We start from the raw sequence: 25,594 nt of genomic DNA on the forward strand, positions 1-25,594 counted from the left end.
TAATATAAAATTAATATCATCTTCTGTTGGAAAAGGTATATCTATAAACGGCAGTATATTTTTCTATTTCTTTTGGTAAATAAAATATAGGAGATACTATAAAAAGTGTTACATTATAATCATCTTTTTCTATTATTTCACGGCAAATATCCAAAATCCAAGACATAACTTCAGGATCTTTTAAATATTCATTAATATTTTTTAATACTATGAAACATTTTTGCGATGTTTTATGATATTGTTTCAAAAAAGATTTTATATCATTTTCACTTTTATAGTTTTTAATTATTCTATCTTCATTTTTAGCCCACTCATAAATAAGCTCACTGTTCAGCCATTCATAAACTTTATAATTTTCTTCAGTTGAAGCATCAAAAATTATTTTATCAATCTTCTCAAAATCAAAATGATTAATATAAATAATAGGTCTTAAAGCATCAACATAAGATAAAATATCATTTTTTAAATCTTTTTTATTTTCTTTTTTCATAAATTCTCCTTAAATATTAAATCTCCATATAAACTAAAGTATTTTTTTCATTAGTATTTTTTTCAACTTTAGCATTATAGTCATTTCTATATTTTATACCATTTAATATAGGACACAATTGCCAATGATAGCCAAATAAAACTTTAAAGCATTTATTACTATCTATAGAATCCATTATAAGAGCATTATCAGAGTATTGAGCAAAAAATAATATTAAACTTTTTTTATCTGTTAAAGTATAAAATTCACCTTTAGTATCAAAGGCACTATAAAATTTTAATTTTTCACTTAAATATGCATATTCTTCTTTTTCCCACCCAGGAGAAAAATATGATTGTTGAATGTCACCAGCTACCATTTTTTGAATATCATATTTAAATTCTTCAAGATACATTCTTATATTTTCATTTGCCAAAACTGATAGTATACCAAAAAGACATCTGCTTTCTTTAAATTTATTAAATACATCTACATAGCTATATTTGAATATATTGTAAAATTTATCCGATATTATCCTTACTCCTTCTTTTACAATATCATAATTTTTCTTATTATCTATTATATGCTGTATTAAATCATCATACTCTTTAAAATAAGAATCAATGATTTTTTCTTTTTCTATATTAAAATTATTAATATTTTCAAGCTCTGATTTTCTTCCGCTCTCATAATCAATTACTGATAAAGCATCACGGCAAATATTATTAATAAAATCTTCGTTTTCATCTTCATAAATAATTTTTATTAAACTTTCTAACTTTTGAGAATCACTTGCCAACTTATCTATACTTAAAACCTTATTATAAATATCATCTAATTTCTGAGATAAAAACCATTTTTCTAATATTCCATTTTCAAATGCATTCAAAACATCATGAATATTAAAATTTTCTTTTAAATCACTTATGTTTCTGCAATGAACATTTCCAGACATAATATTGAATTTAATCTGCTTCATAAAATTACTCCTTAAATATTAAATCTCCATATAAACCAGCTCATTATAATGTTTATTTCCTTTATAATTAATGCCGTTAAAAATAGGAAAATAACCATTAACTGAATCTATATCATATTCTTTATCATTATCCAAACTTTTTATTACAGCGTTTTTATCCAAATGAAGTATAAGACATTTTTTATCTGTTACAGTTTTAAAATTATCTTCTGTATATTCTTTATATATTTTTATATTTTTTAACCAATAAAAATTTGAAATCTCCACTTCAAATATTCTAAATTCATAAAAATCAAATAAATGTTTTATACCTGTTTTTTCTCCAAGATATTCTCCAATATACTTAACTGTATCTTTTATATATTTTTCAAGTGTACTAATGATTTTATTTTGTAATGTATCTATATCATCTACACCAAAATTATTTATAATTACAGTTTTTATATCTGAATGAATATCTTTAAACATATCTTTATTGTTAATAATATTATTATTTATACATCTTGCATAATCATCAGCCTTTATAAGCTCTATATCATCTCCTAATAAATCAAAAATATAATTATCTACTTCCTTTGCAAAATTATTATTAACAAATTGGCAACAGTCCCTAATTAATTCATATTTACTTTCATTATGAACTTTATCTATATTATTGTTAAAAAAACTAAATGCAGGTGTTACAGTAAGATATAATGGAAAACCATATCTATTTAAATTTTCTTTAAATTGTTTAAAATTATATTTATGTTCTTTTTTATGAGTAAACATTTTATCTATATCTGATTTTATTTTTTCATTTTGCAGAAATATTCTTCTAATATCTTCATTAGCCAAAATAGATAATATTACATAATAATTTTTTTTATTATAAAATTTATAGAAAAAATCTTCATAATAATAATTAAATAAGCCATTATTTCCATAATACAATATTCCTACTGCGTTTTTTATATTCTCATAATCATCTATTGCTATTTCAAAACTAAACAAACTATCATTTATTGAATTATATTGATTAATATAATCTTCTAGCTCTGATTCTATATTTTTATTTTTTATATCAACAGTATTCTCTACAATAAAGCATGCATCTTTTACTATTGCCTCTAAATTTTCATCATCTTTAAAAAATATTCTTATAATATCTTCTATTATTTTTTTTGGACTTTCTGATTCATCTATTTTTTTTAATTCTTGAGCTAAATCATTATATTTATGAGAAAGCCATATTTTCAAATTACCATTTTTATAACTTGAAAGTATATCATTAACATTGAAATCATTCTTTAAATCTTCTATATTAGAAAATTTTTTATCTCCAAGTATTAAAGGAATATTTCTGACCTTTTTCATTTTTATTCTCCAAATAAATAATCTGATAATACTTACATTTCTATATAAACTATTTTATTATTATATTGCCAATTATATCTTATTCCGTTAATTTTTATGAATTTATTGTTTATTTTATCTTTATTGTATACCTTTTCTTTATTATTAATACTTGTAACAGATGCATTTTCTATATATAAAATAATACATTCTTTATTTGATATTTCTATAAAATGACCATCAGAATTACTTTCGCTTTTTGAATAGTATTTTACATAACTAAAATCATTGTTTACTTTTTCTGATATATTTTTTATAATTTTTTCATTAATAAAATTTGATACATTATCATCTTCTTTTAAATAGTATCTCATAAAATCATTATAAAACATACAAAATAATGCATAATAATTTTTATTCTCCATTATCTTCTTTATAAAATTTTTATAATCATAATAAAAAAAATAACTGTACCTTTCTGCAAGCAAATCTATATATGATTTTATATAGTCAGTACTATCATTAATAATAACATTTACTATCTTTTTATAATTATAAAAATACTCATCTGCTGTAGAATAATTTTTATAATCATTGTAATTATAGTGATCATCATAATATGATATAGTAAATGCTGGAAATATTTTATCCTTTTTATATTCTGGAAAAAATGTATCTTTAAGTTCTTGTTTTACATTAACTAGCATTACCGGATGTGCCTTCAAAGGACCAATCGTATGATCAAAAATATATTTTGATTTTAATGCTTGAATTTTAGAACATAAATCTTTATAATCATTATTTAAAAGCCATCTCTCTAATAAATCCGAATCATAATATTTTTTTATGTCATCAATATTAAAATTCTCTTTAACTTCTTCTAAAGTTCTGCATTCTTTACCGCCTATTAAAAGATTAAATTTTAATTTATTTGTTTTAATATCATCAATAGTATCTAGCATAGAATTAATTCCTATTTCACTCATAATATTTTATTTTTCCTTTAGTTTTAATTAAAAATTTTTTCTTTTACCAAATTTATTCCGTATTCTAGTTTTTCTTTTGCCCAGTTAACTGCTTCTTTTCCTTTTTCAAAAGCTTTTTTTATAAGAGGCTTAACATATTTATTTATGGTTTTTACTCCCAAATCAATAGCTTCAGCAATAATATTTCCAGCAAACTGACCTATGAGTTTTCCTACCATACCGCATATTTTTTTTACAGCAGGTTCGGATATAGAAACTATACTCTTCAATATGGGTGCTGCTAATGGAATATTATAAGATGCAAATTTCTCAGCAACTTTAAAAACTGCAGCACCAGCAACTTCTCCTGCTTTCTCCATAGTGTTTTCAATGGCTATTCTTATCTTTTCCTTTACCAAAAAAGCAAGTCCTGCTGCATTTCTATCTATAACCGCAGCAACATATTCATCGGCCTCAATTTCACCTTTTCCAACTTTATATGCTAATTTTACAGCTATTAAATAACCATCAACTATATGGGCAATTTCATCTTCTGTCTTTTCTTTGAAACTATCTCCTAATACTCCTTTTTTTGAGGCTATATACATTATAGTGGAAAATAATTTTTTCATATTAATATCATTTTCACTGTCTATCTCAGATTTCATAAAATCATTCAAAGATTTTTTCTCTCCATTAATTCCATTTATCTCAAATGATTCATCATCTAAAATTCCAAACAATGTAAAGTTTTTAATATCTTCCATTATGTCCTGGAATAATTTCTCTCTCTCATAATCATCAGTTAAATCGTATCTATTACTTTTATTTGAATTTTCCATAATTTCTCCTTAATTAATTTTTCTTTTCATATTCATTTATATATTTAGACTGAGTTTCTTTAAGAGCATATTCCACACCAGCCATTATTATAGATTTATCCTCTTCATTCAAATCTTTCATACTTTCCTGCAAATCTTGTTCAAGCCATTGAGAAGTTGACTTTCCTTTTTTCTTAAAATTAATAAGGCTTTTGAATTTATCTGCTATGCCATTTAATGTAGTACCAAACTTAGATATTATAGATTTTCTCTCTTCTTCGCTTTCTCCCACTTCATACTCTTTTAGTTTTTCTTGCAAATATGTATCTAAATCCTGTTTATTTTCTAGTTTCTCATAGCCTTCAAGTATATCAGCCATAATTTTTTTAAACTCTTCAGTGTTTATTTTTTCTGACATAAAAACCTCCTTTATAATGATTATTATATTTAAGTATATATTAAATAATGCTAAAACTCAAGTTTTAATGTATTTTAAAAATAAAAACCCCAAGCATTATTATATAAATAACACTTGGGGAATTTATTAGACAAAAATTTTTTACAATATTATATTTATAATACAATTTATTAAATGAAAATATATAATTACAAATGAACATAACCCTGACGAAGAACTTTATTTTCTAAGCAGTCATAAAGTGTTGAAGGCATCTTATTTTCTAATATACCGGCATTAATTATTAAGTCAGCTTTGTCTTTATAAAGCCCTGCTAATTCATTGCCGTCAAGTATAATACCGTAACCGCTAGGATTGGCGGAAGGAGCTACCAAAGGATTAGTTCCTTTTAGTATAAGCTGCATATATTTATCGTTAGGTATTCTTAAAGCTACCGTATCTTTCAAATATGAGAATTGATTTTTTAATTCATCTAAAAGAGGCATGATAAAAGTTAATTCACCCGGTATATTTTTTTTTATGATTTCAGGTACTTCTTTATTTGAGAATTTTTTCACACTTTCTAAATTTTTTGACAGTATTAAAAGAGGCTTATTTTTTTCTCTTTCTTTTATGGAATATATTCTATTTACAGCATCAGTATTAAAAGCATCGGCAAGCATTCCATAAACTGTATCTGTTGGGGAAACTACTATTCCGCCTTCATTAATAACTTTTATAACCTCATTAGCAGCATACTCTAAACTTTCTAAATTATTTTTTTCAAGATTAATTATCATAAATAATTATTACCTTTTAATAAGTGTAGGATGTACAAATAAACTTGCAAATCCTCTCCTTTTAGCATTATGAAGTGCTAGTAATACAGGAGCTATTTCTTTTTCCATACCCTCTATATGATAATTCTTTTTATATGCTGTGTATGATATGCCAACAGATATTGTGTATTTAATTATAACGCCATTGTATTCAAGTTCATTTTTATCAACAAAACTTTTTATTTCTTCAATCTTCTTATCATATAATTTTATATTCATTCTATTGAAAGCAACCATAAACTGATTATTATCAAATCTTGCCAGAATATCTTCTCTTCTTGTTGTTTTTTTAAGAACCTCTGTAAACTTAAGCATTATTTCTTCAGCAGCTATGATTCCATACTCGCTTATAATACTATCAAGCCCGTCTATACAAAAGCATGCAAGCACTATAGTTTCTTCATGCCTTACTGTCTCATAAAGAAGCCTTGTAAACTGCTCATAAAACTCTTTTTTATTCCAAAGCCCTGTTTCTAAATCTACATTAAGTATATCATCATATTTTTTCTGAGCATCTTTATATGACTGATAATTTCTATTAGAAACTTCTGTCATATCATTTAAAGAATTCTGAAGATAATCTGCCTGTTTAATTAATTTCTGATGTTCTAAATAAAGTCTTCTATATTTCAAACAGCTATTAACTCTTACTACAAGCTCCATCTCATCAAATGGAATAAATATAAGTCCGTCAATACCTAAATTTATAGCTTCTTCTATAAACTCCATTTTTCTATACGGCGTACTTAAAAGAATTACAGGAGTTCCTTTAGTAGATTCCTGATTTTTAAAAGTATCAAGAAGCTGCAAACCTTGCGAGTCCCCTATATCTGCATCTAAAAGTATTAAATCCAATGTACTTTCATTGGAAATATTAACTGCCTGAGATCTGGATTTTGTTGCTATCGGATTATAATGTCTTCCTCTTAATAGATCAACAAACCTGTCTAAAAGGTCTGCTCTATGCTCTACTACTAAAATATTCTCATTCATAATTAATTACATCTTCAAAATATATAAATTCTTATATTAAAGTATCGTAAATTTATAGAATTTATTAAATAAAAAATAGGTATGAAGCTATAAAAGATATATTAACATTTTGACAAATTTTGTTTATATTTATATAATCTAGTAAAGATACGGATACATATATGAATTTGGATAAAATTATAGAAAACTCATTAAAATCAAATAAAGACGATTATTGTCATAAAAATAATGAAGATAGCAGTTACTATATATTTAATAATGACTGCCGTGAAGGTTTAAAAAAAATACCTGACAATAATATAGATTTCATAGTAACAGATCCCCCATATTTTATTGACGGAATGGATAATAATTGGAATGACGGAGAATTAAAAAGAAGAAGTAAATACTCCAATGTAATAGTCGGAATACCAGCCGGAATGAAATTTGACAGAAAACAAGGTGAAAATCTTCAAAAATTTTTAGAACCTATATGTCAGGATTTTTTTAGAATATTAAAGCCCGGCGGATTTTGTATAATATTTTCTCAAGGAAGATTATATCATAGAACAGCTATGGCTTTAGATTTAGCAGGTTTTGAAATTAGAGATTTAATGGCTTGGAAATATGAGGGACAGGCTAAAGCATTTTCTCAGGATCATTTCATAAAAAAAGATAAAAATAAAACAGAAGAAGAAAAAGAAAAACTCATTGCTGAACTTAAAGGACTTAAAACTCCCCAGCTTAAACCTCAAATGGAACCTATGGTTTTAGCTCAAAAACCAAGAGAAGGAACATTCGTTGAAAATTGGGAAAAATATCAAGTAGGTTTAATGAATACAAATGAATCTTTAGACGGTAAATTTCCCGGTACTGTTATGGAAGTATCTAAAAAGATAAGAAAAAATGAAACAGATGAAAAGATTGAACATATGACTGTAAAACCAGTGCATTTAATTTCACATCTGATTAGACTTTTTACAAGAGAAGGTCAAACAGTATTAGATCCTTTTGTGGGAAGCGGCTCTCATGCACTTGCTGCTCTTATGAATAACCGTAATTTTATAGGATACGAAATAGAAAAAAAATATTTTGATATTGCAAAAAATAGATTAGAAAAAGAAGTATCTCAAAAATCACTTTTTTAATATTTTAATAAGCAACTTAAATAATTTCTCATTAGTTTCCTCTGATGAATTTTTTATAAACTTTTCCACTATTCTAAAACCATCTTCTGTATTAGCAACTCCAATAACTCTTCCTGTCTTATCATAAATCCATTTATTTCTATCAGGTCTGTTGCAAATTTGACATTGAGGAATAATATTTCCTTCCTCTAAAGGTAAAGCAGGATTCATATGTCCTTTCTGTAAACTTACTTTAACACCTTTTCTAAATAAATGCTCCTCTCCTTCTTTTGAACCACAAGTAGCACAGCAATAACCATAATGCTCCTTTATTTTTTCCCAATCACCTGAAAATCCTTCTCTCCTTTTTGAAGAAAAAGCAGGATACGAATTTTCTAAATCTATAAGTTTATAAGATCCAGAAGGAATATTGTAACTGCTATCTCCCCTAGTTCCTGAAATTATATTCCAACCTTTTTGCATAGATAAATGTCTTCCCTGCTGCACATCTACAACATCAGGATAATACTGTTTTATGAAATCTGTCAATTCAGATTTTGATACTATATCTGTATTCGGATAATTTTTTGCTAATCTAACTAAAACCAAAGCATTTTTAGTATATCCATTCTTATCTTTTAAAGCAGGCAATTCAACACCTTTATCAGCTAGATATTTATTATAATGATATACTATTATTTGCTATATTTTTTCTATTTCTTCATTACTCATTTTTTATCCTTAATTATTAATATATTATGAAAATCGGATTTTTAATAATCTAACTTTTACACTTTTTAATAATTTTTTAATAATTCAAAATTATGCTTGCAGAACTTCTAATCTTTGATATACTCTATATACTACTTTTCATATAATATCAACAGGAGAGCGTATGCTTAAAAAAATTATCTCAAATATCCTAAAAGAAGCCTTAAAAGAATATTTAAAAAATACTGATATTGAAAATATAGAATCTTATATAGAAATAGGATATGCAGTAGACGATAAATTCGGTGATTATGCTTGCCCTGCTGCTATGAGACTTGCTAAAGTATTAAAGAAAAACCCTTTAGAAATAGCAAATGAAATAGCTGAAAAAATATATAAAAAATATTTTGACAAAATAGAAGCAGCAAAACCGGGATTCATTAATTTAACTTTATCATATAACTACATAAATGAATGTATAAATGACCTTATTAATAATGATAACTACGGAAAAAATACAGCAGAAGATAAAAAGAAAATTTTAATAGAATATGTAAGTGCAAATCCAACAGGTCCTCTTCATATAGGTCATGGAAGATGGGCTGCTATAGGAAGTGCATTATCTAATATACTTAAATATGCAGGACATGAAGTTTATCAGGAGTTCTATGTTAATGATGCCGGCGAACAAATAACTAAATTAAATGAAAGTGTTAAAGCACTAAAAGAAGGAAGAGAAATACCTGAAGACGGTTATCATGGCGAATATATAAAAGATATAGCAAAACAGGACGGAGTACCTAAAGACATTATACTAGAAAGTCAAAAAAAATTATTAGAAAGATTCGGAACCCACATGGATAATTATGCATCTGAATTGAAAATACGCGAAGGCGGAGAATTAGAAAAAACTATGGACTTTCTTGATAAGGAAGGGCTTTTATTTGAAGAGGATAATGCTGTTTGGTTTAGAAGTACTAAATACGGAGATGATAAAGATAGGGTTGTAAAAAAAAGTAACGGAACATACACATACTTCGCTCCGGACATTACATATCATAAAAATAAAATCGACAGAGGGTATCATTATTTAATAGATATATTAGGTGCTGATCATCATGGTTATGTACCTAGAATCACTGCTGCTGTTAGGGCTGTTAGTAAGGATACTGCTTCTTTGAAAGTTATACTAGGACAGTTAGTTCGTCTTTACAGAGGAAATGAACTTGTTAGAATGAGCAAAAGAACAGGTGACATGATTAGTCTTGAAGATGTTATTGATGAGATAGGGGTTGATCCCACTAGATATTTCTTACTTATGCGTTCATATTCAAGCTCTCTTGATTTTGATTTGGAGCTTGCTAAGAAAAAGGATAATGATAATCCTGTTTATTATGTTCAATATGCTTATGCTAGAATTTGTAATATATTCTTTAAATTAGAAGAAAAAAATATGTCTTATGATGATAATAAGCCTTTTGATATTTCAAAAATTGCTAATGAAAGCTCTTTAAAGCTTGCTAAAATAATACTAAGATTCCCTGATGAAATAAATGAATCGGCTAAATCTTTAGAAGTTTATACTCTTATTAATTATACTTATGAAATAGCTGGTGCATTGCATAGATTTTACTACGACAATATTGTACTAGAAGAAAATGCAGAAATAAGACAGGAAAGACTTACTCTAATTAAAGCTGTTAAAAAAATACTTGGTATATGCTTTGATATAATAGGAATAACTAAAATAGAGAGAATGTGGTCTGAAGAATAATTATATATTTTTTAAATTTAAAAAAAACTTGGGTAGGCAGCTAATAAACTCTAATCAGATTATAAAAAACTGAAAGTTATCATAATAATAGAACTTTAAATATAAAGGGCGGGCAAATGTAATTAAGTTTTAAAACTTTATTATCACTACCCCTCCCTCTATACTTTTTAATATTTCAAGATATTTTTATACTGTTTTTCTTTAAAACTTTTTCTGTAATTACAGCACCCACCCAAACTAATTTAAATTTGCAGTCTATTCACCGCACGGTAAACAAAATTCTTAAATATAAATCGATTAACAATACAATTTTAATCATGTTTAAAAATAAAATCTTGCGTGCGTTGTAAAGATTAAAAACCTAATTAACACTTGGGTGGGCATTAATAAGTTAGAGAAAAATAGAAAGACAAATAAAATATTAATTTCAAAATAAAACAATAAGCCTATAGGGTGGGAATTAGAATAAAGCCAAAAATTTAAAAACTTTTTCTCGCTCCCCACCCTTTAGAAATTATTACTTCAGTTTGAATTTTAGCTTTGTATTATTTTGTTATTTAATTTACACCTATTAGCACCCGCCCAAGTTTTATTTAAATTTATAGCTTATATACCGCACGATAGATGGTATTATATTTTTAATCAATTTATAACTAAAGTAAAAATTAAATATTATAATCTTCTTACCGTGCGTTAATTATATATAAATATTTTTTATTATAATAAGAAATAATTTTATACAATTCCTTGATTTTTTAACTAAAATGTTATAGCCTATTATTAGTAATAAAATATAGGGGTGATTACTATGGGCAAAAAACTTCCTCTAATCATTTTAAGCAGTACAATCGTCACAGTTTCAGCAGCTTTAATAGTATTAAAAAAAAGAAACAGCAAAGGCGAATTTTTTATCAAAAGTTATGACGGAAAATTTGCTTTTATATTTAATAATGAATGGAAATTGTCTAAAGAAAAAAATGAGCTTAATGAAAATTCTAATTTGGAAGCTATAAATAATAAAAAAGGCATATGTTTTATAATGTTCTCGAAATCTAAAGATGAATTAAATAATATAGGTTTGGAAGAATATAATACAAGTATTTTAAATGGAATGAATGGAGAAAATATTATATCTTCTAATAAAATAAAAATTAATAATAAAGAAATGTATATAACAGAATTTGATTCATACTATGAAAATACATTGGTTCATTATCTTTTATATACTTTGGAAACAAAAAATTATTATCATCAGGTTATGGTTGCTTTGATAAAAAATGATTATAAAAGACAATATAAACAGATTAATAATATTTTATCTACAATAAGAGAGTTATAATATAAAACTTTAAATGAAAAAAACAGTATTAATATTTTTACTTATTATTCATACAATAGCTGTAGCCGAACAGAAAATATTTGTATCTACCAAATTAAAAGGAAATAATTTAAGAAAAGAAATTCTAAAATGGGTAAAAAATGAAGCTGCCAATAATAAATTCAGCAGTTATGATAATGGATTAGTATATTTATTTTTTGTGTCTAATAATGTTGTAAATAATAATTCTCTATGTTTTGATATAAGCTTTCATTTAGAATACGACAAATTTATAGTAAACTTTTCTAATACCAAACTTTTAGATAATAATACAGGAAATACTAAGGATTTAAAATTCAGCATTTGGGATACTCTCACTAATAGCGGCTGGTTCAAAGAATATAATGAAATAATATCCAATATCATAGAAGAGCTTGAAAATATAGTAAGCTGATAATTTTTTAAATATCGATACCTAAAAACTGCTTTACCAAAAGACCTATTAAAAAACTTATACCTGCAACAGTTAAACTAATTCCAGCCATCTCAATAAATCTCTTTTTGAAAGGAAGGCTTTTAGCAACGGATATATAGTATGTAAAGAAAAATATTATAAATACAACTATACAAAGCATAGTAATCAAAGCATATAAATAATGATTGCTTGGAAAAATGAGATAAGGCAGTATTAAGAGTGTTACTGTTATTAAATACATTATTCCTGTATATGAACATGATTTAAAAGCGTTTTTATCCCCTTCAGCTTTAGCAGATAAATACTCAGAAGAAGCCATTGATAATGTAGCAGAGATGCCTGTTATAATTCCCGATAATGCTACTAATTTGTTATTTTGCAAAGCAAAACTTAAACCTGCCAATGTACCGCTTATCTCAACTAAAGCATCGCTTAATCCTAAAACCATAGAACCTGCATATTTAAGCCTATCTTCATCTAATATAGATATAAGTTTATTTTCATGCTCATCTTCATCAAAGGCTATTTTATTGGCATCAGGTACTTCTGATACTATTCTTGAATAAATATTTTCAGCGTTTTTCTCACCGCCTTCCATTATCTTTATTACAAATGTGTATCCTAATATGAAACTTAGTATAAAATATTTTAATACTTTTAATCTTTGAGGTTTTAATTTTTTATTTGTATACTTTTCTAGTATCTTTGAATGAGCATACTCTTCTTTTGCAATACTTTCTAATATTTTTCTGTCATCTTCTTTTTTTACAAATTTTACAAGATTTAAATAAACAGCATGCTCAGTTACCTCATTTTGCTGCATCTCTAATAAAATCTTCATAGTGTTTTTAGAAATATTATTACTCATTTTCTTTTCCAATAAAATATTTTATATATCTATTATATAATAATATGAAATAAAAATATACTAACTAATAAATTAATTTTTAATATAAATTTTATTTTTATAAAAATATACTAATAATGCAGCAAATATTGTAAGAATCATTCCTATTATAGAATAAAAATCTACTCTTTCTTTAAATAAAAACACACTGAAAATATATGAAAATATTACACCTGTATAATTATATATACTTACAGCAGAAACAGGTGCCTTTTTATATGCTGCAGTTAAAAAGAATTGTCCAAATCCTGCAAATATTCCTATAAGCAAAAGCAATAATATTTCAAATAAATTAGGTACTACAAAACTATTGACAAAAAATAAAGAAAATATACAAGAAAACAAAGAAAAATAAAATATTATTAAAGAATTACTCTCTTTTCCTTTTAAAGATCCTATTATAGCATAAGATATACCCGCAAACATAGCAGCAGACAAAGCAATAACGGCAGGAAATACATTTGAGTTCATAGTAGGTTTTATTATAAATATAGAACCTATTGCAGCAATAATCATTCCAAGCCACTGTATTTTTAGAACTTTTTCTTTAATTAAAATAAAAGCAAAAAAACTAGACCAGAATGGAGATGTTTTCTGAAGTACCGATGCATCAGCAAGAACCATATTATTAGTAGCATAAAAATAGCATATAATACCTAAATATCCTGAAATACTTCTGCATACTATTGATAAGATATTGCTTTTATTAGGAAATAGTTTTTCTTTATCTCTAATCATAATAAAAGCACTTATAAACAATGTTATAAAATTACGGGCAAAAACCTGCTCCATTATTGGTATATTAGAACCTGAAATTTTTACTGCTATTTCCATTATACTAAATGAAAGAGCAGAAAATATTATAAATAAAGAACCTAATTTTATATTATTATTCGAATCATTAATCATAGTTATTTACTTTTGGTTTATGAATATCGGCAAATATTATATTAAAATAATATAAAAATCAATTTATATTTTTACTTTATATTTTTTATTATAATTTTTAGCATCAGTACAATTTTTTTAATAAGCTCATATAAAAAATAATATTGGATTTTGTCAAAATAAAATTTGTTAATAAAATGTTAATAAATAATGAAAAAATATTAACATTGCAAACAAATTTATATTTTATGAAAATTCTGAATTTCATTATAAAATTTATTGTTTTTACATATTTTAATACTTGTTAATATCAACATAGTTATCAACATTATATTCATATATTTTTTCTAATTTCTTCTTATATGCAATAAATTATCAACATATCAACAGCTTAATAATAATAAAAAAATTTAAAAATTTAAATATATAATATTATTATATAAAAGAAATTATTATATATTCAAAATTTGAATTTTAGAAATTAAAATATAATGAATTCAATTTTTTTAATAATGTTAATAACTTGTTGATAATGTTAATAAATTAAAATAAAAAATACTGTATAAATTTTATTATAAAATTTAATAAAAAAATTTATTATATAAATTTAAATTATGAATTCAAAATTTGAATTTATATTATTGGATTGGCATTTTTAATAAATTTATGTTATAATAAAAATAAATATTATGTTTATTTTAGGCGTATTATGAAGCAAAATTTTTATATTAACAGCAAATTAAAAGATCTAATCTCAAATATAATTTATGATGTTCAAAATTATAATAATATAATATCTAAATACATAGATATAGAAAGATGTGCCAATAATTACTGCAGTGAATCAAGAGCTACAATAGTAAGACAATCTATTTTAATAAATAGAACTATGGAAGCTTTGAATGATTTCAATGATATAAACTCTGATTCTTTTAAACTTAATATGAATTTTGAAAACATATCTGTTATTATAAATGAAGCTTTAGATGATATATTTTTATTATTTAAATCCAAAAGAACTAAAATAACATTAAATGATAAAATATTCAAAGAATGTATAGTTTTAATGGATAGGGACAAGATAAAAAGAAGTATTCTTAATATATTTACCTTTATTTACAATATAATAAAAGTAAATACATCAATAAATATAACCTATAATTTAATGAATTATTATGATGATAAAGAATTTTTATTAATAAACGGAGTTGATAACATAAGTAAAAAAGATGAGAAAACACTTGATTTAAATGAGGAATGTATAGATATATCTATAACTTTTGAAAGCGATGATATACCTGATGATATAAAAAGAATGCTTTTTAAAACTCCTTTAATATCTTATGATAATTTCAGTTTTAATAATCTATATTTGTATACTGCCTACAGGATAATAAAAGAACATTATGGTAATATATGGTTTGAATCTGTAAAAAATGAACAGAGAATTAATATAATATTTCCAGCTAAGAATAAATTATGAATTATGTATTAGGATATATTCTTTTAATTGCCTATTTATTTTCTTTTATAATAGGTTTCTCTTCAATACTTTTTTCTATTATATATTATATAATAGAAAGAGTTGCATGGCTTAAATATTATATAATATTTTTATTTACTTTTTCTCTTCTTCTTTTGATAAGGGCTGTAAAAATTCTAAGTTTTTTAACAGTGCCATATTTCATGTCTAATAATATATTTAATACATTATACTTCTTTAGTTTTTCTGTAGCTATGTCATTAATGCTATATTTTATACCGGCATTTCTATATAGATTTTTAAATATAAAATGGAATTTCAAACAAAATATCATATATATCAGCATATCAATAATTCATTTTATATTAAGCATATTAGGAATATTGATAAAGTTTGATATGTATATAATAAGCAGTATTATTTTTTATATTTCTATAATTGTAATATTTATAATAGGGGCAGTAAATTATAAGAATATAAAAGATAAGACTATGAAATTAATAGTAAAGATACTTGGACTTATAACTATAATAATATATCCGGTTCTTATATATCAGCTTATTATTTATAGAATTGAAGCATCTGATATAGGTTCTATGGATATAACATTGGTATTGTTTTATATATGGTGGAATTTAGTAATGCTTGGTTATTTATCTTGGTATTTTATCAATATTCTTAATAATAAAATATCAAAATCAGGTAATATTAATTGTGAAAGCACTATAGAAGATGGTATTAAATATAATAATAATGTAGAAAAAAAAGAAATAGATGTGAATTTAACTAAAAGAGAGAAAGAAATATTATCATATCTTCTTGATGGAAAAACTAATAAAGAGGTATCATTAATTTTAAGTATATCTCTTAATACGGTAAATAATCATGTAGCCAATATATATGAGAAATCAGGTGTAAAGAATAGGGTAGAATTAGTAAATAAGTTTTCTAAAAAATAGCTTTCAATTATGTATATAATTACTTGTTTATGATAACTTAATTTTTAAAAATAGTAAGAATAATAACTTACTATTTTTAAGATTAGATTAAAGATGAGCTAAATATATAAGAGAGTCTATTATTCTATAGGCATAGAATCTATTATAGAATTAGCCAAAGAGTTTAATACTTCTTCTCTTAATGCACCATCTTGCATGTATAATTCTAATCTTTTTTTAGCTTCTGCAATTTTTTCTTCTCTTACATCTGGAGCTTCTTTGATGATGTTCATTAGTTTTTCATTTTGCAAAGCTAATCTTGATTCATTAGAAATTTCTATTCTATCTGAACCCATTTTAGAAACTTTTTCATTATACTTAATATTAGATTTTTGTTGTATATTTGATGTGCCGCCTATTTTATCAATTGTCATAGTCTGACTCCTTACATAAATTATTTTCGGCATTAGCCTTGCATACTTTAGATTTTCTATTATCAATTATAATACAAAATTCTCCTTTAGTTAGTATACTACCATCTATAAAAAAATCAAGGATATTTTTAGCTTCTGATCTTATTATTTGCTCAAATTGTTTGGTGATTTCTCTTCCGATAACAATATCCGTTTTTTCTCCGAATATGTTAACAATATCTTCTATGCATTCTTTTACTCTATAAACAGATTCATATATTACTATTATTGTTTTCTGATTATTATATAAGTCCTTTAATTGATTCCTTCTTTTGCCTGATTTATTGGAAAGAAATCCTACAAATAAAGTGTTGCCTGAAATTCCTGAAACTGATAGTAAAGAAGTGAATGCTGATATTCCTCCTACAGGCACTATCTTTATATTTTTTTCTATTGCCAATTTTATGATGCTTACACCGGGATCGCTTATGCATGGAGTTCCTGCATCGCTTATTATGGCAGCTGAGTTTCCATTTAATATTTCATTTATATATTCATTTATTCTATATTCTGATGAATGGCTATGATAAGAAAACAATTTATTTTTTATATTATAAAAGTTAAGTAGTTTTATGGCAACTCTTGTATCTTCTGCTAATATAAAATCTACATTTCTAAGTATTTTCAAAGCTCTTATAGTTATATCTTCCATATTTCCTATAGGGGTAGCAACTACATATATTACGCCATTTTCCACTATATTTTTATTATTCTCATTATTTATTATTTCTTCTGTAAACTCTTCATCAGTTTTTATATCATTGCTAATTATTTCTTTATTTTTAATAGTTATTCTCCATTTATTTATTTATCTTTATTATATATTAAAGTTTTTATTAATACAATAATACCATAAATAAAATGTTTCACATGAAACATTTTTACGCACGGTTGATAGATTAATAATATATTAGGAATGTTTTTATATATTTGTTCTTAAATATATATTTTTTAATCGTGCGTTTGATTAGGGGCGGGCGGGCTTAATAAAATTTCTTTAATTAATAAAATTATATCTGAAAGCTAATAATGTTAATAATTAATCCTTAAATAAAGAAAATGTTTCATGTGAAACATTTTTGTATTTAAATAAATTACTATCAATTACGATATTTAGCATAAAAATAAATTTAAAACAATATTTTATTTTAAGTGTTTTAATATGTTTTAAAACTTGTAAAATATATTAATTAATATAAAATTACTGACATGAATATAAAAGAAAAAATTCTTAATATAAAAAGAAAATTAATAAGAAGAAAAGATATACTATTTTCTGTTATAGTATCTTTTATACTGCATATATTTTTATTCAGCTTTATAAATACTTCTATAATGCAGGAAGTATTCGCTTATGAAAAGGCTAAAAAAGAAGCAGAAGAAAGATATAAAAAAGATGATTATATGTTTTTGGTTGAAACTCCGGAAGTAGAAGAGGAAGAAAGTAAAGAAGATACTCCTTTCGCCTCTGATAAAACATTAAGATCTAAAGGGCAGACAGATGTTAATCCTTCAAAAGTATTTTCCGACACTTCAGTTTTTTCTTTTTTAGGAGACGGAGCTAATAGCCCAATAATAGAAAGAAGACCTACAGAAAATATTAAGCCTAATAATAATCAAAATCAAAATAGAGAAAAAAAAGAATTAGGAAAAGATATATCCAGAGATAATGTAGAAACTTATAAACCTAAAAATCCTGGAATTAAAGGAGATACTAAAATACCTGCATCATTTGAAGAAGGTGCTGACAGAGCCGTTGTTTTTTCAAGTGAAACAGGAAGTATGCAGCTTGGTACTAAGGCTCAGGAATATTTTTGGTATTTCTATGCATTGGTTGGTTCTATAAGAGATTCTTGGTATCTTACTATACCAAATCAGGCTCATTATTTGGGACTTATAAGAACTGATGAGGTTGAAGTTCTGCTTTCTATAGATGAAGAAGGAAATATAGAATTTGAAAAGTTTTTAAAAACTTCCATATTTGGTCAGACTAGCCTTGATAATTCATGTTCAAAGGCTGTTGAATATGCTAAAAAGTTAAAGCCTCCTCCTCAAGGTTTATGGAATGATTATGCTGAAAATGGTAAAATTTATATACCATTTAAATTTATATATCAAAATTTTAGCAGGGATTAATTATCTTTTATTTTTATTTATTTAGGAGTTTGTATGAGTTTTATTGAAAAATATAATATTTTTTTGGAAAATGATTTTTCGTCTAAGGATGAACTTTTTGATTTTATATCTAATAAATCAAAAGAATTAAACATATCATCTAGTGTAAGCGAAGTAAAAGATGGACTATATGATAGAGAAAAAGATGGTAATACTGTAATAGCTGATATGATAGCTATGCCTCATGCAAGAATAGAATCTATTAATGATTTAAAAGTTATTCTTATATCATTAAAAAAACCAATACTCTATAATGAAGAAGAAAGTATTGACTTGGCATATTCTATATTGGCACCGATTGATGCTAATGACGAGTTTATTGATATACTAATGTTAGTTGCCATTATTGTTCAGGACGGAGAATTACAAAATGTTATAAGAAATTCTAAAGCTGGCGAAGAAGAGAAAATATCAAATATGATAGACGAAGCATTAAAAATATATAATCAAATATAATATTTTGTTATATATTTTTTATAAATTTATACAAAATTGCTGCTTATTTTCAATATAAGCTTATTTATTTTAATATTCAAATTTAATCATTACAAATAATTTAAGACATACAATTCTATTTTAATATTTTTATATTTTTGTTATAATAATATATATCATTATATAATAAATTAAAATAATATGATATATGATGCAGATTTATAAATTACAACTATTAAAAAATATACGAAATCAAATATAATATAATTGACAATTTTTATATAAATGTTATAATTTAGAACAATAAAAAGATATTTTAGGAGATTAAATAATGTCAAGATTTACAATTCCTAGAGATTTATACTACGGTGATAATGCTATGGAGGAATTAAAAAATTTACAAGGTCATAAAAAAGCAATAATTGTTACAGGAGGCTCTTCTATGAAAAGAGGAGGATTCCTTGACAAATGTGAAAAAATATTAAAAGAAGCTGGTTTAGAGGTTAAAATTTTTGATGGTGTTGAACCAGACCCTTCTATAGAAACAGTTTATAAAGGTGCTGAGGCTATGAGAGAGTTTAACCCTGATTTAATAGTAGCTTTAGGAGGCGGTTCAGCTCTTGATGCTGCCAAAGCTATGTGGGTTTTCTATGAATATCCTGAGAAAAAATTCGATGATATTAAAACTCCTTTCACTATGCCTAAACTTAGAAAAAAAGCTATATTTGCAGCTATACCTTCTACAAGCGGTACTGCTTCAGAAGTTACAGCTTTCTCAGTTATAACTGATTATTCTACAAATATTAAATACCCATTAGCCGATTTTGAAATCACTCCAGACATTGCTATACTTGATTACTCAATACCTATGACAATGCCTGAAACAGTTTCAGCTGATACAGGTATGGATGCTCTTACTCACTCTATAGAAGCTTATGTTGCATCACTTAGAACTGATATAACAGATGCTTTATCTATGAAAGCTATATATATGATAGTACATAACATAGAAAAAGCAGTTAAAGGTGATAAAGAAGGAAGAGCAAAACTTCATGTTGCACAATGTTTGGCTGGTATGGCTTTCTCAAATGCTTTGCTTGGTATAGTTCACAGTTTGGCTCATAAAACAGGTGCAGAGTTTCATATCACACATGGAAGATGCAATGCTATACTTCTTCCTTATGTTATAGAGTACAATTCAAAAGTTTGTGCTGACAGATTTGCTGATATAGCAAGAATGCTTAAACTTTCAGGAAACACTGATGCAGAACTTACAGCTTCATTAGTTAAAAAAGTAAAAGAATTAAATGCTAAGTTAGGCATTAAACAAACTTATAAAGAAAACGGAGTAACAGAAGAACATTTCAAACAAAAATGCGACAGTATAGTTAAAAATGCCGTTACTGATCCTTGTACAGGTTCTAACCCAAGAGAGACAGATGAAGCTAATATGAAAAAAGTATTAGAAGCAGCTTACTATGGAAATGATGTCAACTTTTAATTAATATATTCTAATCATAGTTTTCCCCAAGTGTTATTGATATAATGCTTGGGGTTTTTTATATATTATTAAGCTTAATTTGGGGCGGGCGGGCTTATTAGATTTTAAAATAAAAAGGCTTACCATTATATTATAACAGCAAGCCTAAAATATATATATATATATATAACTTTTTAATTAGGGTTATCAGCAGAGCTATTTTTTACACCTGAAAGTGATTCTTCTATTGTAACAGCTGAGGAATCTTTATCTTCGCCTATAACAGATTTTGCAAGATTCTTTATTTTATCGCTTGCAGATGAATCTGCTAATTTTTTTATAGCATCATACATATTTCCTGTAGGTGCTGATTCTTTATATAAATTAATTATTTCCATAGTGATAGCTTCTGAATTATCATTTTTAAGTCTGTATAGAAGAAGTTCCTCTATTTCAGGCTCGGATTTATAATTAGACAATGCTTTAATAGCATAAATTCGTACAGAATCGCTGTCATTTTTAGCAGCTTCTATTATATCTTTTTTTACATCTCCATAAGCACTATATTCAGGCAGTACATATATAACCCTTGCTGTAATTTCCGGTAAGTCTTCAGCAAGAAGTTTCTGAAGTATCTCATAATTTTCAGCACTAGGATAAGCCCCCAATGCAACAACACCCATATATCTAACCAAAGCAGGCTCTCCGGCATTCTGAGCCGCATTCTGACAAATCTTCTCACCTTTAGTATTTTTAGTTTCGCTGAAATATCTTAATATCTCAACCTTAGTGCTTGAAGCAGCAGTATTATTTGTATATATTTCTAGTAAATAATCCGCAGCCATCTCTGATTTTATAGCCCCCAAAGCATTTACCATACTGTCTAATACAAGACCTGAAGCATTAGAAATTTCAGACATTATAGGAACTTCATATTGAATATCCGGATAAATGGAGCATAAATAATAAGCATCTTTTCTAACATTATCATTTTCATCTTTAATAGCATATTCTATTACAGCTTTGGCATTATCATTTTTATTTTGCTTAAAAAAATTGATAATCTCGCTTTTAACTCTGTTATTCTTTTCTTCAGGATAATGATTAGCAAGCATTGCGATATCGGCTTCATTTTTAGTTCTTTTTATTTTAGCTATAGTTGATATTTTTTGTGTAGGAGTTCCATATTTAAAAGCTTTTTCATATTCAGGATTTATAAGCCCTGATGAAGTATTAGTTGAAATAGTAGGGGATATTGTAGGAGCTTCATTTGTAGGACTTTCTGAAAAAGCTTCAAAATTAATTAAAATAGTGAATAATAAAATGCAAATAATAATATTTCTCATAAAATAAAAATTTCCTTAAAGTTTATAATAAAAACCTCCTTTAAAATGTGAATAATAAAGGAGGTTAATTTTACTATTTATTATAATGTAATCAGTTTCCCTGATATGTACTTTCTTTTCTAACATCCAAATTAGAAATATAAGTATTATATTTTACTAAATCTTCATCATTGGCTATTATAACAAACTCATATCTTCTAAGCTCATTTTGAGTAGGATATTCAGGCAGAGCCTCACCAAGAGGACTTTCTATAACTCTTTCTGAAGGAATACCTTTAGCCAATAAGTATGCCTTACCATTTTTAGCTCTTACAACAGAAAGATTGTAATTATAAGGATATGCTTTTCCTCTATTGCTTGTATGTGCTTCCAAAACTATATTCACATTAGGATTCTTCTCTAAAAACTCTATTACCTGATTGAATGACATTTCTGCTGATGCAGGCATATTAGTTTCTACAAATTTGAATATTACTTTTGGAGTAGTTTCTAAAATTCTTCCTCTTTCAGTATCTCTTATTGAAGTATCTACAGGAAGATAAAGCTCTTCAGAACTAGATGTCAATGTTTGAGTATCTGATTCCATATTTGTATCAGCTACCACTTCTTCAGGTTTTGGTTTTTCTTCTTCTACTGCAGGAGGATTGTCTGCTATAACTACATCTTCCGGTGTTGTGCTTGTAGGCGTACTTTTACATGCTATGACAAAGATCAATAAACTAAAAATAAATAAAAGTTTTTTCATTATCTTACTTAAACCTCGACATTAATTTGTTTCTTTATTAATGTCGACAGTTTTAGCAAAATCGTTATATTTTTTCAAATCATCTTCAGTCATTATTATTATGAATTCACTTCTTCTATTTTCTTTGAGAGTAGGGTATTCAGGCAAAGCCTCCCCGAATGCATTTTTCAATAATCTGCTGTTTTCTACCCCCAATTTTATTATATAATTAAAGCTCTTATCAGATCTTCTTTGAGATAGAGCATAGTTATAAGGAGCAGGACCTTCTTTACTTGAATGTCCTTCAGAAATTATTCTAATATCCGGATTATTATTTATTATTTGATAAACTAAGTTATAGGCCTCTTTATAAGTTCCTATTTCTATAGTATTATCAAATCCGAATTTTACTTCATAAGTTGAGCCCGGCTTACCAACATCTGCTTTAGATTTAGGGTCATGAAGCACCAATATTTTTCCTCTTGGAGTTTCTCTAACAGTAGCTCCGTCAGGTAGGTTAAGCCCTTTAGCATTTTGATTGTTAGCCTCAGTTGTTTTGAATCCGCTATTTTCTTCTGGACCAGTAGCAACAGGGGCACTTTTACATGCAGCCGCTATAATCACTACTGACATAAGTAAAAATATTTTTTTCATAATTATATTTCCTTAAGTATCATATTTTGTATACTATTATATTAAAACAATTAACATAATATATATTTATAACAATAATAATAATATATTCGTAAAATTTAAAAAATGATAGTTATTTTCATATATCTCCATTAATCATTTAATACATAATATTAAAACTACATTTACAACATTTTTATTTAAGTTATATTATTTTTATGATTTTTGATATATGCATTCAAATGTATCGCCTAAATTATTATTTTTTGCTAAAGAATTATATATTCCTGATAGAAAATTATTCTTTCTAATAAGATTAAAGCCGAATATATCGCAGAATCTATTATAATAAACGCTTTGATTTTCTAAATTTATGCATTTCAATGAATATTTAGACATAAGTATATCAAGAGACTTAGGATTAGCCTCAAATGCATGGTCTGAAGGTACTATAGAAAAATAGTTCTTATTAAATATGCCGCTTAAACCATTGCCATTAGGAGTAGCAAAGGCCAATATTCCATCATCTTTAAGAGAATAAATTATACGCTCTAAGATACTTTCAAAATTGTATATATGTTCTATAACATACCAAGCAGTTATTATGTCATATTCTTTTTCTTTATATTCAAAATCAAGCAAAGAGCAATTATGCACATTGAGATTAAGAGTATTTATACAGTAATTTGATGCATATTCGCTTATCTCTATACCTTCTGTTTCATATCCGTATTCTCTTGCCTCTTTAAGAAAAAAACCCATTGCACTTCCTATATCAAGTATTTTTCCATTAGGCTTTATTTTTCTTATTTTTTCTAATCTTCTTTTAGCCAAAGAAGTTAAATTAGCACTGTCTTCCTCATAAGTTTTACCGTATTGATTCTTATAATCCTCAACAAAATATTTAGATGAATAGTCTGTAAAAGGAGGAAGAAAATATTTTCTAAATAGAGTACTGCATTTTTTACATTTATATAGATTAGATTCCAAATTTCTATTTTTCATTTCTATATTTCTGCTTTTACAAAAAGGGCATTCTATATCTTTAAAATCTTTTATATTATCTATTATAGTTTTTATACGATCTAAAGATTTTTCTGTATTAATTAATTTGCCTTTTTCTCTAAACTTATTTTGTATATCATCATTAAATAAAAATTCTCTTAATTTATTTACCGCTGTATTTGTATCTATATTTTGAAAGAATCCTAAATTAAAGAATAATTCCTCCTGACTTTTTGCCAAATCATCATGATATTTTGTAGGAGAGAGCAAAATAACAGGGATTGAGGATTCTATACATTCAAAAGCAGTTAATCCGAAATATGTTATAACGGCACTATATGGATTTTGAAATATATCTGTTCCGAAATTTTTATATCTTATATTACTGTATTCGCTTTCTTTCTCTGTATCTATCAATACAAAGTTTTTATTTTCTATTTTGCTTATTATTTCTATGGCTTTATTTTTTAATTCATTATTAAATCCTAAATATAGAAGTACAGGAGCATCGGCATCATATTTTGGTTTTACATTAGAGTTTAATATAGTGGCTATAAAAGGCTTTATATTTACCTCTTTGGAATTATCTATATTAGGGAGCATCTCTATAACTATATCAGCCAATACTCTCTCATTTCCTACACTATCTACTATTATAACACTGCTTATTTTTTTTAATTCTCTTATATATGCTGAATCTACTTCTCTGCTGTCTACTATTATCAAATAAGGATTTAAATTTTTTATTTCATTATATTTGCATGTATTTATAGTATTATCTTTAAATATACCGCTGTTATTATTAATAGAAGAAAATGTGAAATTATAATATTCTTTTAATTTATTTGATATAAATTTCATACGAGTAATATGTCCGAACCCGTATATTGTTCCTATATCAGTTATTATACATATATCCTGCATA

At 25.6% G+C, this 25,594-nt stretch carries 26 protein-coding genes; 9 read left to right on the forward strand and 17 right to left on the reverse strand.

Annotation, left to right across the window (positions count from 1 at the left end):
• Nucleotides 1–16: 16 nt before the first annotated feature.
• The 8 genes from BHAMNSH16_RS14540 to BHAMNSH16_RS07085 all read right to left on the reverse strand — a co-directional run bounded on the left by BHAMNSH16_RS14540 (nucleotide 17) and on the right by BHAMNSH16_RS07085 (nucleotide 6,798).
• Entirely contained in the window at nucleotides 17–490 is a 474-nt protein-coding gene (locus BHAMNSH16_RS14540; protein ID WP_008726857.1) for a hypothetical protein, read from the reverse strand.
• A gap of 16 nt (nucleotides 491–506) precedes the next feature.
• A complete protein-coding gene (locus BHAMNSH16_RS07055; protein ID WP_069731419.1) occupies nucleotides 507–1,448 on the reverse strand; it encodes a hypothetical protein in 942 nt (313 codons plus the stop codon).
• A gap of 18 nt (nucleotides 1,449–1,466) precedes the next feature.
• Nucleotides 1,467–2,804 carry a hypothetical protein gene (locus BHAMNSH16_RS07060; RefSeq protein WP_069731420.1) on the reverse strand — a complete coding sequence of 446 codons (1,338 nt, stop codon included), beginning with the start codon at nucleotides 2,802–2,804 and terminating at the stop codon, nucleotides 1,467–1,469.
• Nucleotides 2,805–2,836: 32 nt separating this feature from the next.
• On the reverse strand, nucleotides 2,837–3,769 hold the full coding sequence (locus BHAMNSH16_RS07065; RefSeq protein ID WP_069731421.1) for a hypothetical protein: 933 nt from the start codon (nucleotides 3,767–3,769) through the stop codon (nucleotides 2,837–2,839).
• Nucleotides 3,770–3,792: 23 nt separating this feature from the next.
• Nucleotides 3,793–4,590, reverse strand: coding sequence for a hypothetical protein (locus tag BHAMNSH16_RS07070; RefSeq protein ID WP_008729924.1), 798 nt, complete (start codon nucleotides 4,588–4,590; stop codon nucleotides 3,793–3,795).
• Nucleotides 4,591–4,603: 13 nt separating this feature from the next.
• Nucleotides 4,604–4,987 (reverse strand): hypothetical protein, encoded by a 384-nt coding sequence (locus BHAMNSH16_RS07075; RefSeq protein WP_008729926.1) that lies wholly within the window; start codon nucleotides 4,985–4,987, stop codon nucleotides 4,604–4,606.
• Nucleotides 4,988–5,175: 188 nt separating this feature from the next.
• Complete coding sequence (locus tag BHAMNSH16_RS07080) at nucleotides 5,176–5,766, reverse strand: L-threonylcarbamoyladenylate synthase (protein ID WP_008729928.1); 591 nt, start codon at nucleotides 5,764–5,766, stop codon at nucleotides 5,176–5,178.
• 9 nt (nucleotides 5,767–5,775) lie between these two features.
• Nucleotides 5,776–6,798, reverse strand: coding sequence for a GGDEF domain-containing response regulator (locus BHAMNSH16_RS07085; RefSeq protein WP_008729930.1), 1,023 nt, complete (start codon nucleotides 6,796–6,798; stop codon nucleotides 5,776–5,778).
• A 161-nt stretch (nucleotides 6,799–6,959) separates the two neighbouring features.
• On the opposite strand from BHAMNSH16_RS07085, the gene BHAMNSH16_RS07090 reads away from it, so the two are divergent.
• Complete coding sequence (locus BHAMNSH16_RS07090; RefSeq protein ID WP_008729932.1) at nucleotides 6,960–7,925, forward strand: DNA-methyltransferase; 966 nt, start codon at nucleotides 6,960–6,962, stop codon at nucleotides 7,923–7,925.
• Here BHAMNSH16_RS07090 and BHAMNSH16_RS07095 read toward each other — a convergent pair.
• Entirely contained in the window at nucleotides 7,914–8,555 is a 642-nt protein-coding gene (locus BHAMNSH16_RS07095; protein WP_241033575.1) for a hypothetical protein, read from the reverse strand. The two genes, BHAMNSH16_RS07090 and BHAMNSH16_RS07095, sit on opposite strands and share 12 nt — an antisense overlap.
• A 244-nt stretch (nucleotides 8,556–8,799) precedes the next feature.
• Here BHAMNSH16_RS07095 and BHAMNSH16_RS07100 point away from each other — a divergent pair, with 244 nt between their 5' ends.
• The 3 genes from BHAMNSH16_RS07100 (at nucleotide 8,800) to BHAMNSH16_RS07110 (ending at nucleotide 12,161) form a co-directional block, all read left to right on the forward strand.
• Nucleotides 8,800–10,389 carry an arginine--tRNA ligase gene (locus BHAMNSH16_RS07100; RefSeq protein ID WP_069731422.1) on the forward strand — a complete coding sequence of 530 codons (1,590 nt, stop codon included), beginning with the start codon at nucleotides 8,800–8,802 and terminating at the stop codon, nucleotides 10,387–10,389.
• An 808-nt stretch (nucleotides 10,390–11,197) separates the two neighbouring features.
• Nucleotides 11,198–11,728: a hypothetical protein gene (locus tag BHAMNSH16_RS07105; protein WP_008731633.1), complete on the forward strand. Its 531-nt coding sequence runs from the start codon at nucleotides 11,198–11,200 to the stop codon at nucleotides 11,726–11,728.
• Between the two features lie 13 nt (nucleotides 11,729–11,741).
• Nucleotides 11,742–12,161 (forward strand): hypothetical protein, encoded by a 420-nt coding sequence (locus BHAMNSH16_RS07110; RefSeq protein ID WP_069731423.1) that lies wholly within the window; start codon nucleotides 11,742–11,744, stop codon nucleotides 12,159–12,161.
• Between the two features lie 7 nt (nucleotides 12,162–12,168).
• Here BHAMNSH16_RS07110 and BHAMNSH16_RS07115 read toward each other — a convergent pair whose 3' ends face one another.
• Nucleotides 12,169–13,050, reverse strand: a complete 882-nt coding sequence (locus BHAMNSH16_RS07115) for a VIT1/CCC1 transporter family protein (RefSeq protein WP_008731634.1) — start codon at nucleotides 13,048–13,050, stop codon at nucleotides 12,169–12,171.
• 72 nt (nucleotides 13,051–13,122) lie between these two features.
• The gene (locus tag BHAMNSH16_RS07120) at nucleotides 13,123–13,998 is read right to left on the reverse strand and encodes a DMT family transporter (RefSeq protein WP_069731424.1); all 876 of its coding nucleotides are present in this window, start codon (nucleotides 13,996–13,998) and stop codon (nucleotides 13,123–13,125) included.
• A gap of 688 nt (nucleotides 13,999–14,686) precedes the next feature.
• Here BHAMNSH16_RS07120 and BHAMNSH16_RS07125 point away from each other — a divergent pair.
• Together BHAMNSH16_RS07125 and BHAMNSH16_RS07130 are read left to right on the forward strand one after the other, a co-directional pair.
• Entirely contained in the window at nucleotides 14,687–15,460 is a 774-nt protein-coding gene (locus BHAMNSH16_RS07125) for a signal transduction histidine kinase (RefSeq protein ID WP_008728083.1), read from the forward strand.
• Entirely contained in the window at nucleotides 15,457–16,419 is a 963-nt protein-coding gene (locus BHAMNSH16_RS07130) for a helix-turn-helix domain-containing protein (RefSeq protein WP_069731425.1), read from the forward strand. The genes BHAMNSH16_RS07125 and BHAMNSH16_RS07130 overlap by 4 nt, the downstream gene beginning before the upstream one ends.
• Before the next feature lie 119 nt (nucleotides 16,420–16,538).
• Here BHAMNSH16_RS07130 and BHAMNSH16_RS07135 read toward each other — a convergent pair whose 3' ends face one another.
• On the reverse strand, nucleotides 16,539–16,832 hold the full coding sequence (locus BHAMNSH16_RS07135) for a flagellar biosynthesis anti-sigma factor FlgM (RefSeq protein WP_008729443.1): 294 nt from the start codon (nucleotides 16,830–16,832) through the stop codon (nucleotides 16,539–16,541).
• Entirely contained in the window at nucleotides 16,822–17,568 is a 747-nt protein-coding gene (rsmI, locus tag BHAMNSH16_RS07140) for a 16S rRNA (cytidine(1402)-2'-O)-methyltransferase (protein WP_008729445.1), read from the reverse strand. Before rsmI ends, BHAMNSH16_RS07135 begins: the two co-directional genes overlap by 11 nt.
• A 512-nt stretch (nucleotides 17,569–18,080) precedes the next feature.
• Between rsmI and BHAMNSH16_RS07145 the strand changes: the two genes are divergently transcribed.
• The 3 genes from BHAMNSH16_RS07145 (at nucleotide 18,081) to BHAMNSH16_RS07155 (ending at nucleotide 20,982) form a co-directional block, all read left to right on the forward strand.
• Nucleotides 18,081–19,007: a hypothetical protein gene (locus tag BHAMNSH16_RS07145; protein WP_008729446.1), complete on the forward strand. Its 927-nt coding sequence runs from the start codon at nucleotides 18,081–18,083 to the stop codon at nucleotides 19,005–19,007.
• Between the two features lie 33 nt (nucleotides 19,008–19,040).
• Nucleotides 19,041–19,502 carry a PTS sugar transporter subunit IIA gene (locus BHAMNSH16_RS07150; RefSeq protein ID WP_008729447.1) on the forward strand — a complete coding sequence of 154 codons (462 nt, stop codon included), beginning with the start codon at nucleotides 19,041–19,043 and terminating at the stop codon, nucleotides 19,500–19,502.
• Between the two features lie 310 nt (nucleotides 19,503–19,812).
• Nucleotides 19,813–20,982: an iron-containing alcohol dehydrogenase gene (locus tag BHAMNSH16_RS07155; protein ID WP_008729448.1), complete on the forward strand. Its 1,170-nt coding sequence runs from the start codon at nucleotides 19,813–19,815 to the stop codon at nucleotides 20,980–20,982.
• 173 nt (nucleotides 20,983–21,155) lie between these two features.
• Here BHAMNSH16_RS07155 and BHAMNSH16_RS07160 read toward each other — a convergent pair whose 3' ends face one another.
• From BHAMNSH16_RS07160 to BHAMNSH16_RS07175, 4 genes are all read right to left on the reverse strand, one after another.
• The gene (locus BHAMNSH16_RS07160) at nucleotides 21,156–22,307 is read right to left on the reverse strand and encodes a HEAT repeat domain-containing protein (protein ID WP_008730875.1); all 1,152 of its coding nucleotides are present in this window, start codon (nucleotides 22,305–22,307) and stop codon (nucleotides 21,156–21,158) included.
• A 91-nt stretch (nucleotides 22,308–22,398) separates the two neighbouring features.
• On the reverse strand, nucleotides 22,399–23,052 hold the full coding sequence (locus tag BHAMNSH16_RS07165; RefSeq protein ID WP_008730873.1) for an OmpA family protein: 654 nt from the start codon (nucleotides 23,050–23,052) through the stop codon (nucleotides 22,399–22,401).
• Nucleotides 23,053–23,073: 21 nt separating this feature from the next.
• On the reverse strand, nucleotides 23,074–23,685 hold the full coding sequence (locus BHAMNSH16_RS07170) for an OmpA family protein (RefSeq protein WP_008730871.1): 612 nt from the start codon (nucleotides 23,683–23,685) through the stop codon (nucleotides 23,074–23,076).
• A 195-nt stretch (nucleotides 23,686–23,880) separates the two neighbouring features.
• Complete coding sequence (locus BHAMNSH16_RS07175) at nucleotides 23,881–25,593, reverse strand: class I SAM-dependent methyltransferase (protein WP_008730868.1); 1,713 nt, start codon at nucleotides 25,591–25,593, stop codon at nucleotides 23,881–23,883.
• Nucleotide 25,594 lies beyond the last annotated feature (1 nt).

Source organism: Brachyspira hampsonii (genome assembly GCF_002214805.1).
GTDB classification, from domain to species: domain Bacteria; phylum Spirochaetota; class Brachyspiria; order Brachyspirales; family Brachyspiraceae; genus Brachyspira; species Brachyspira hampsonii.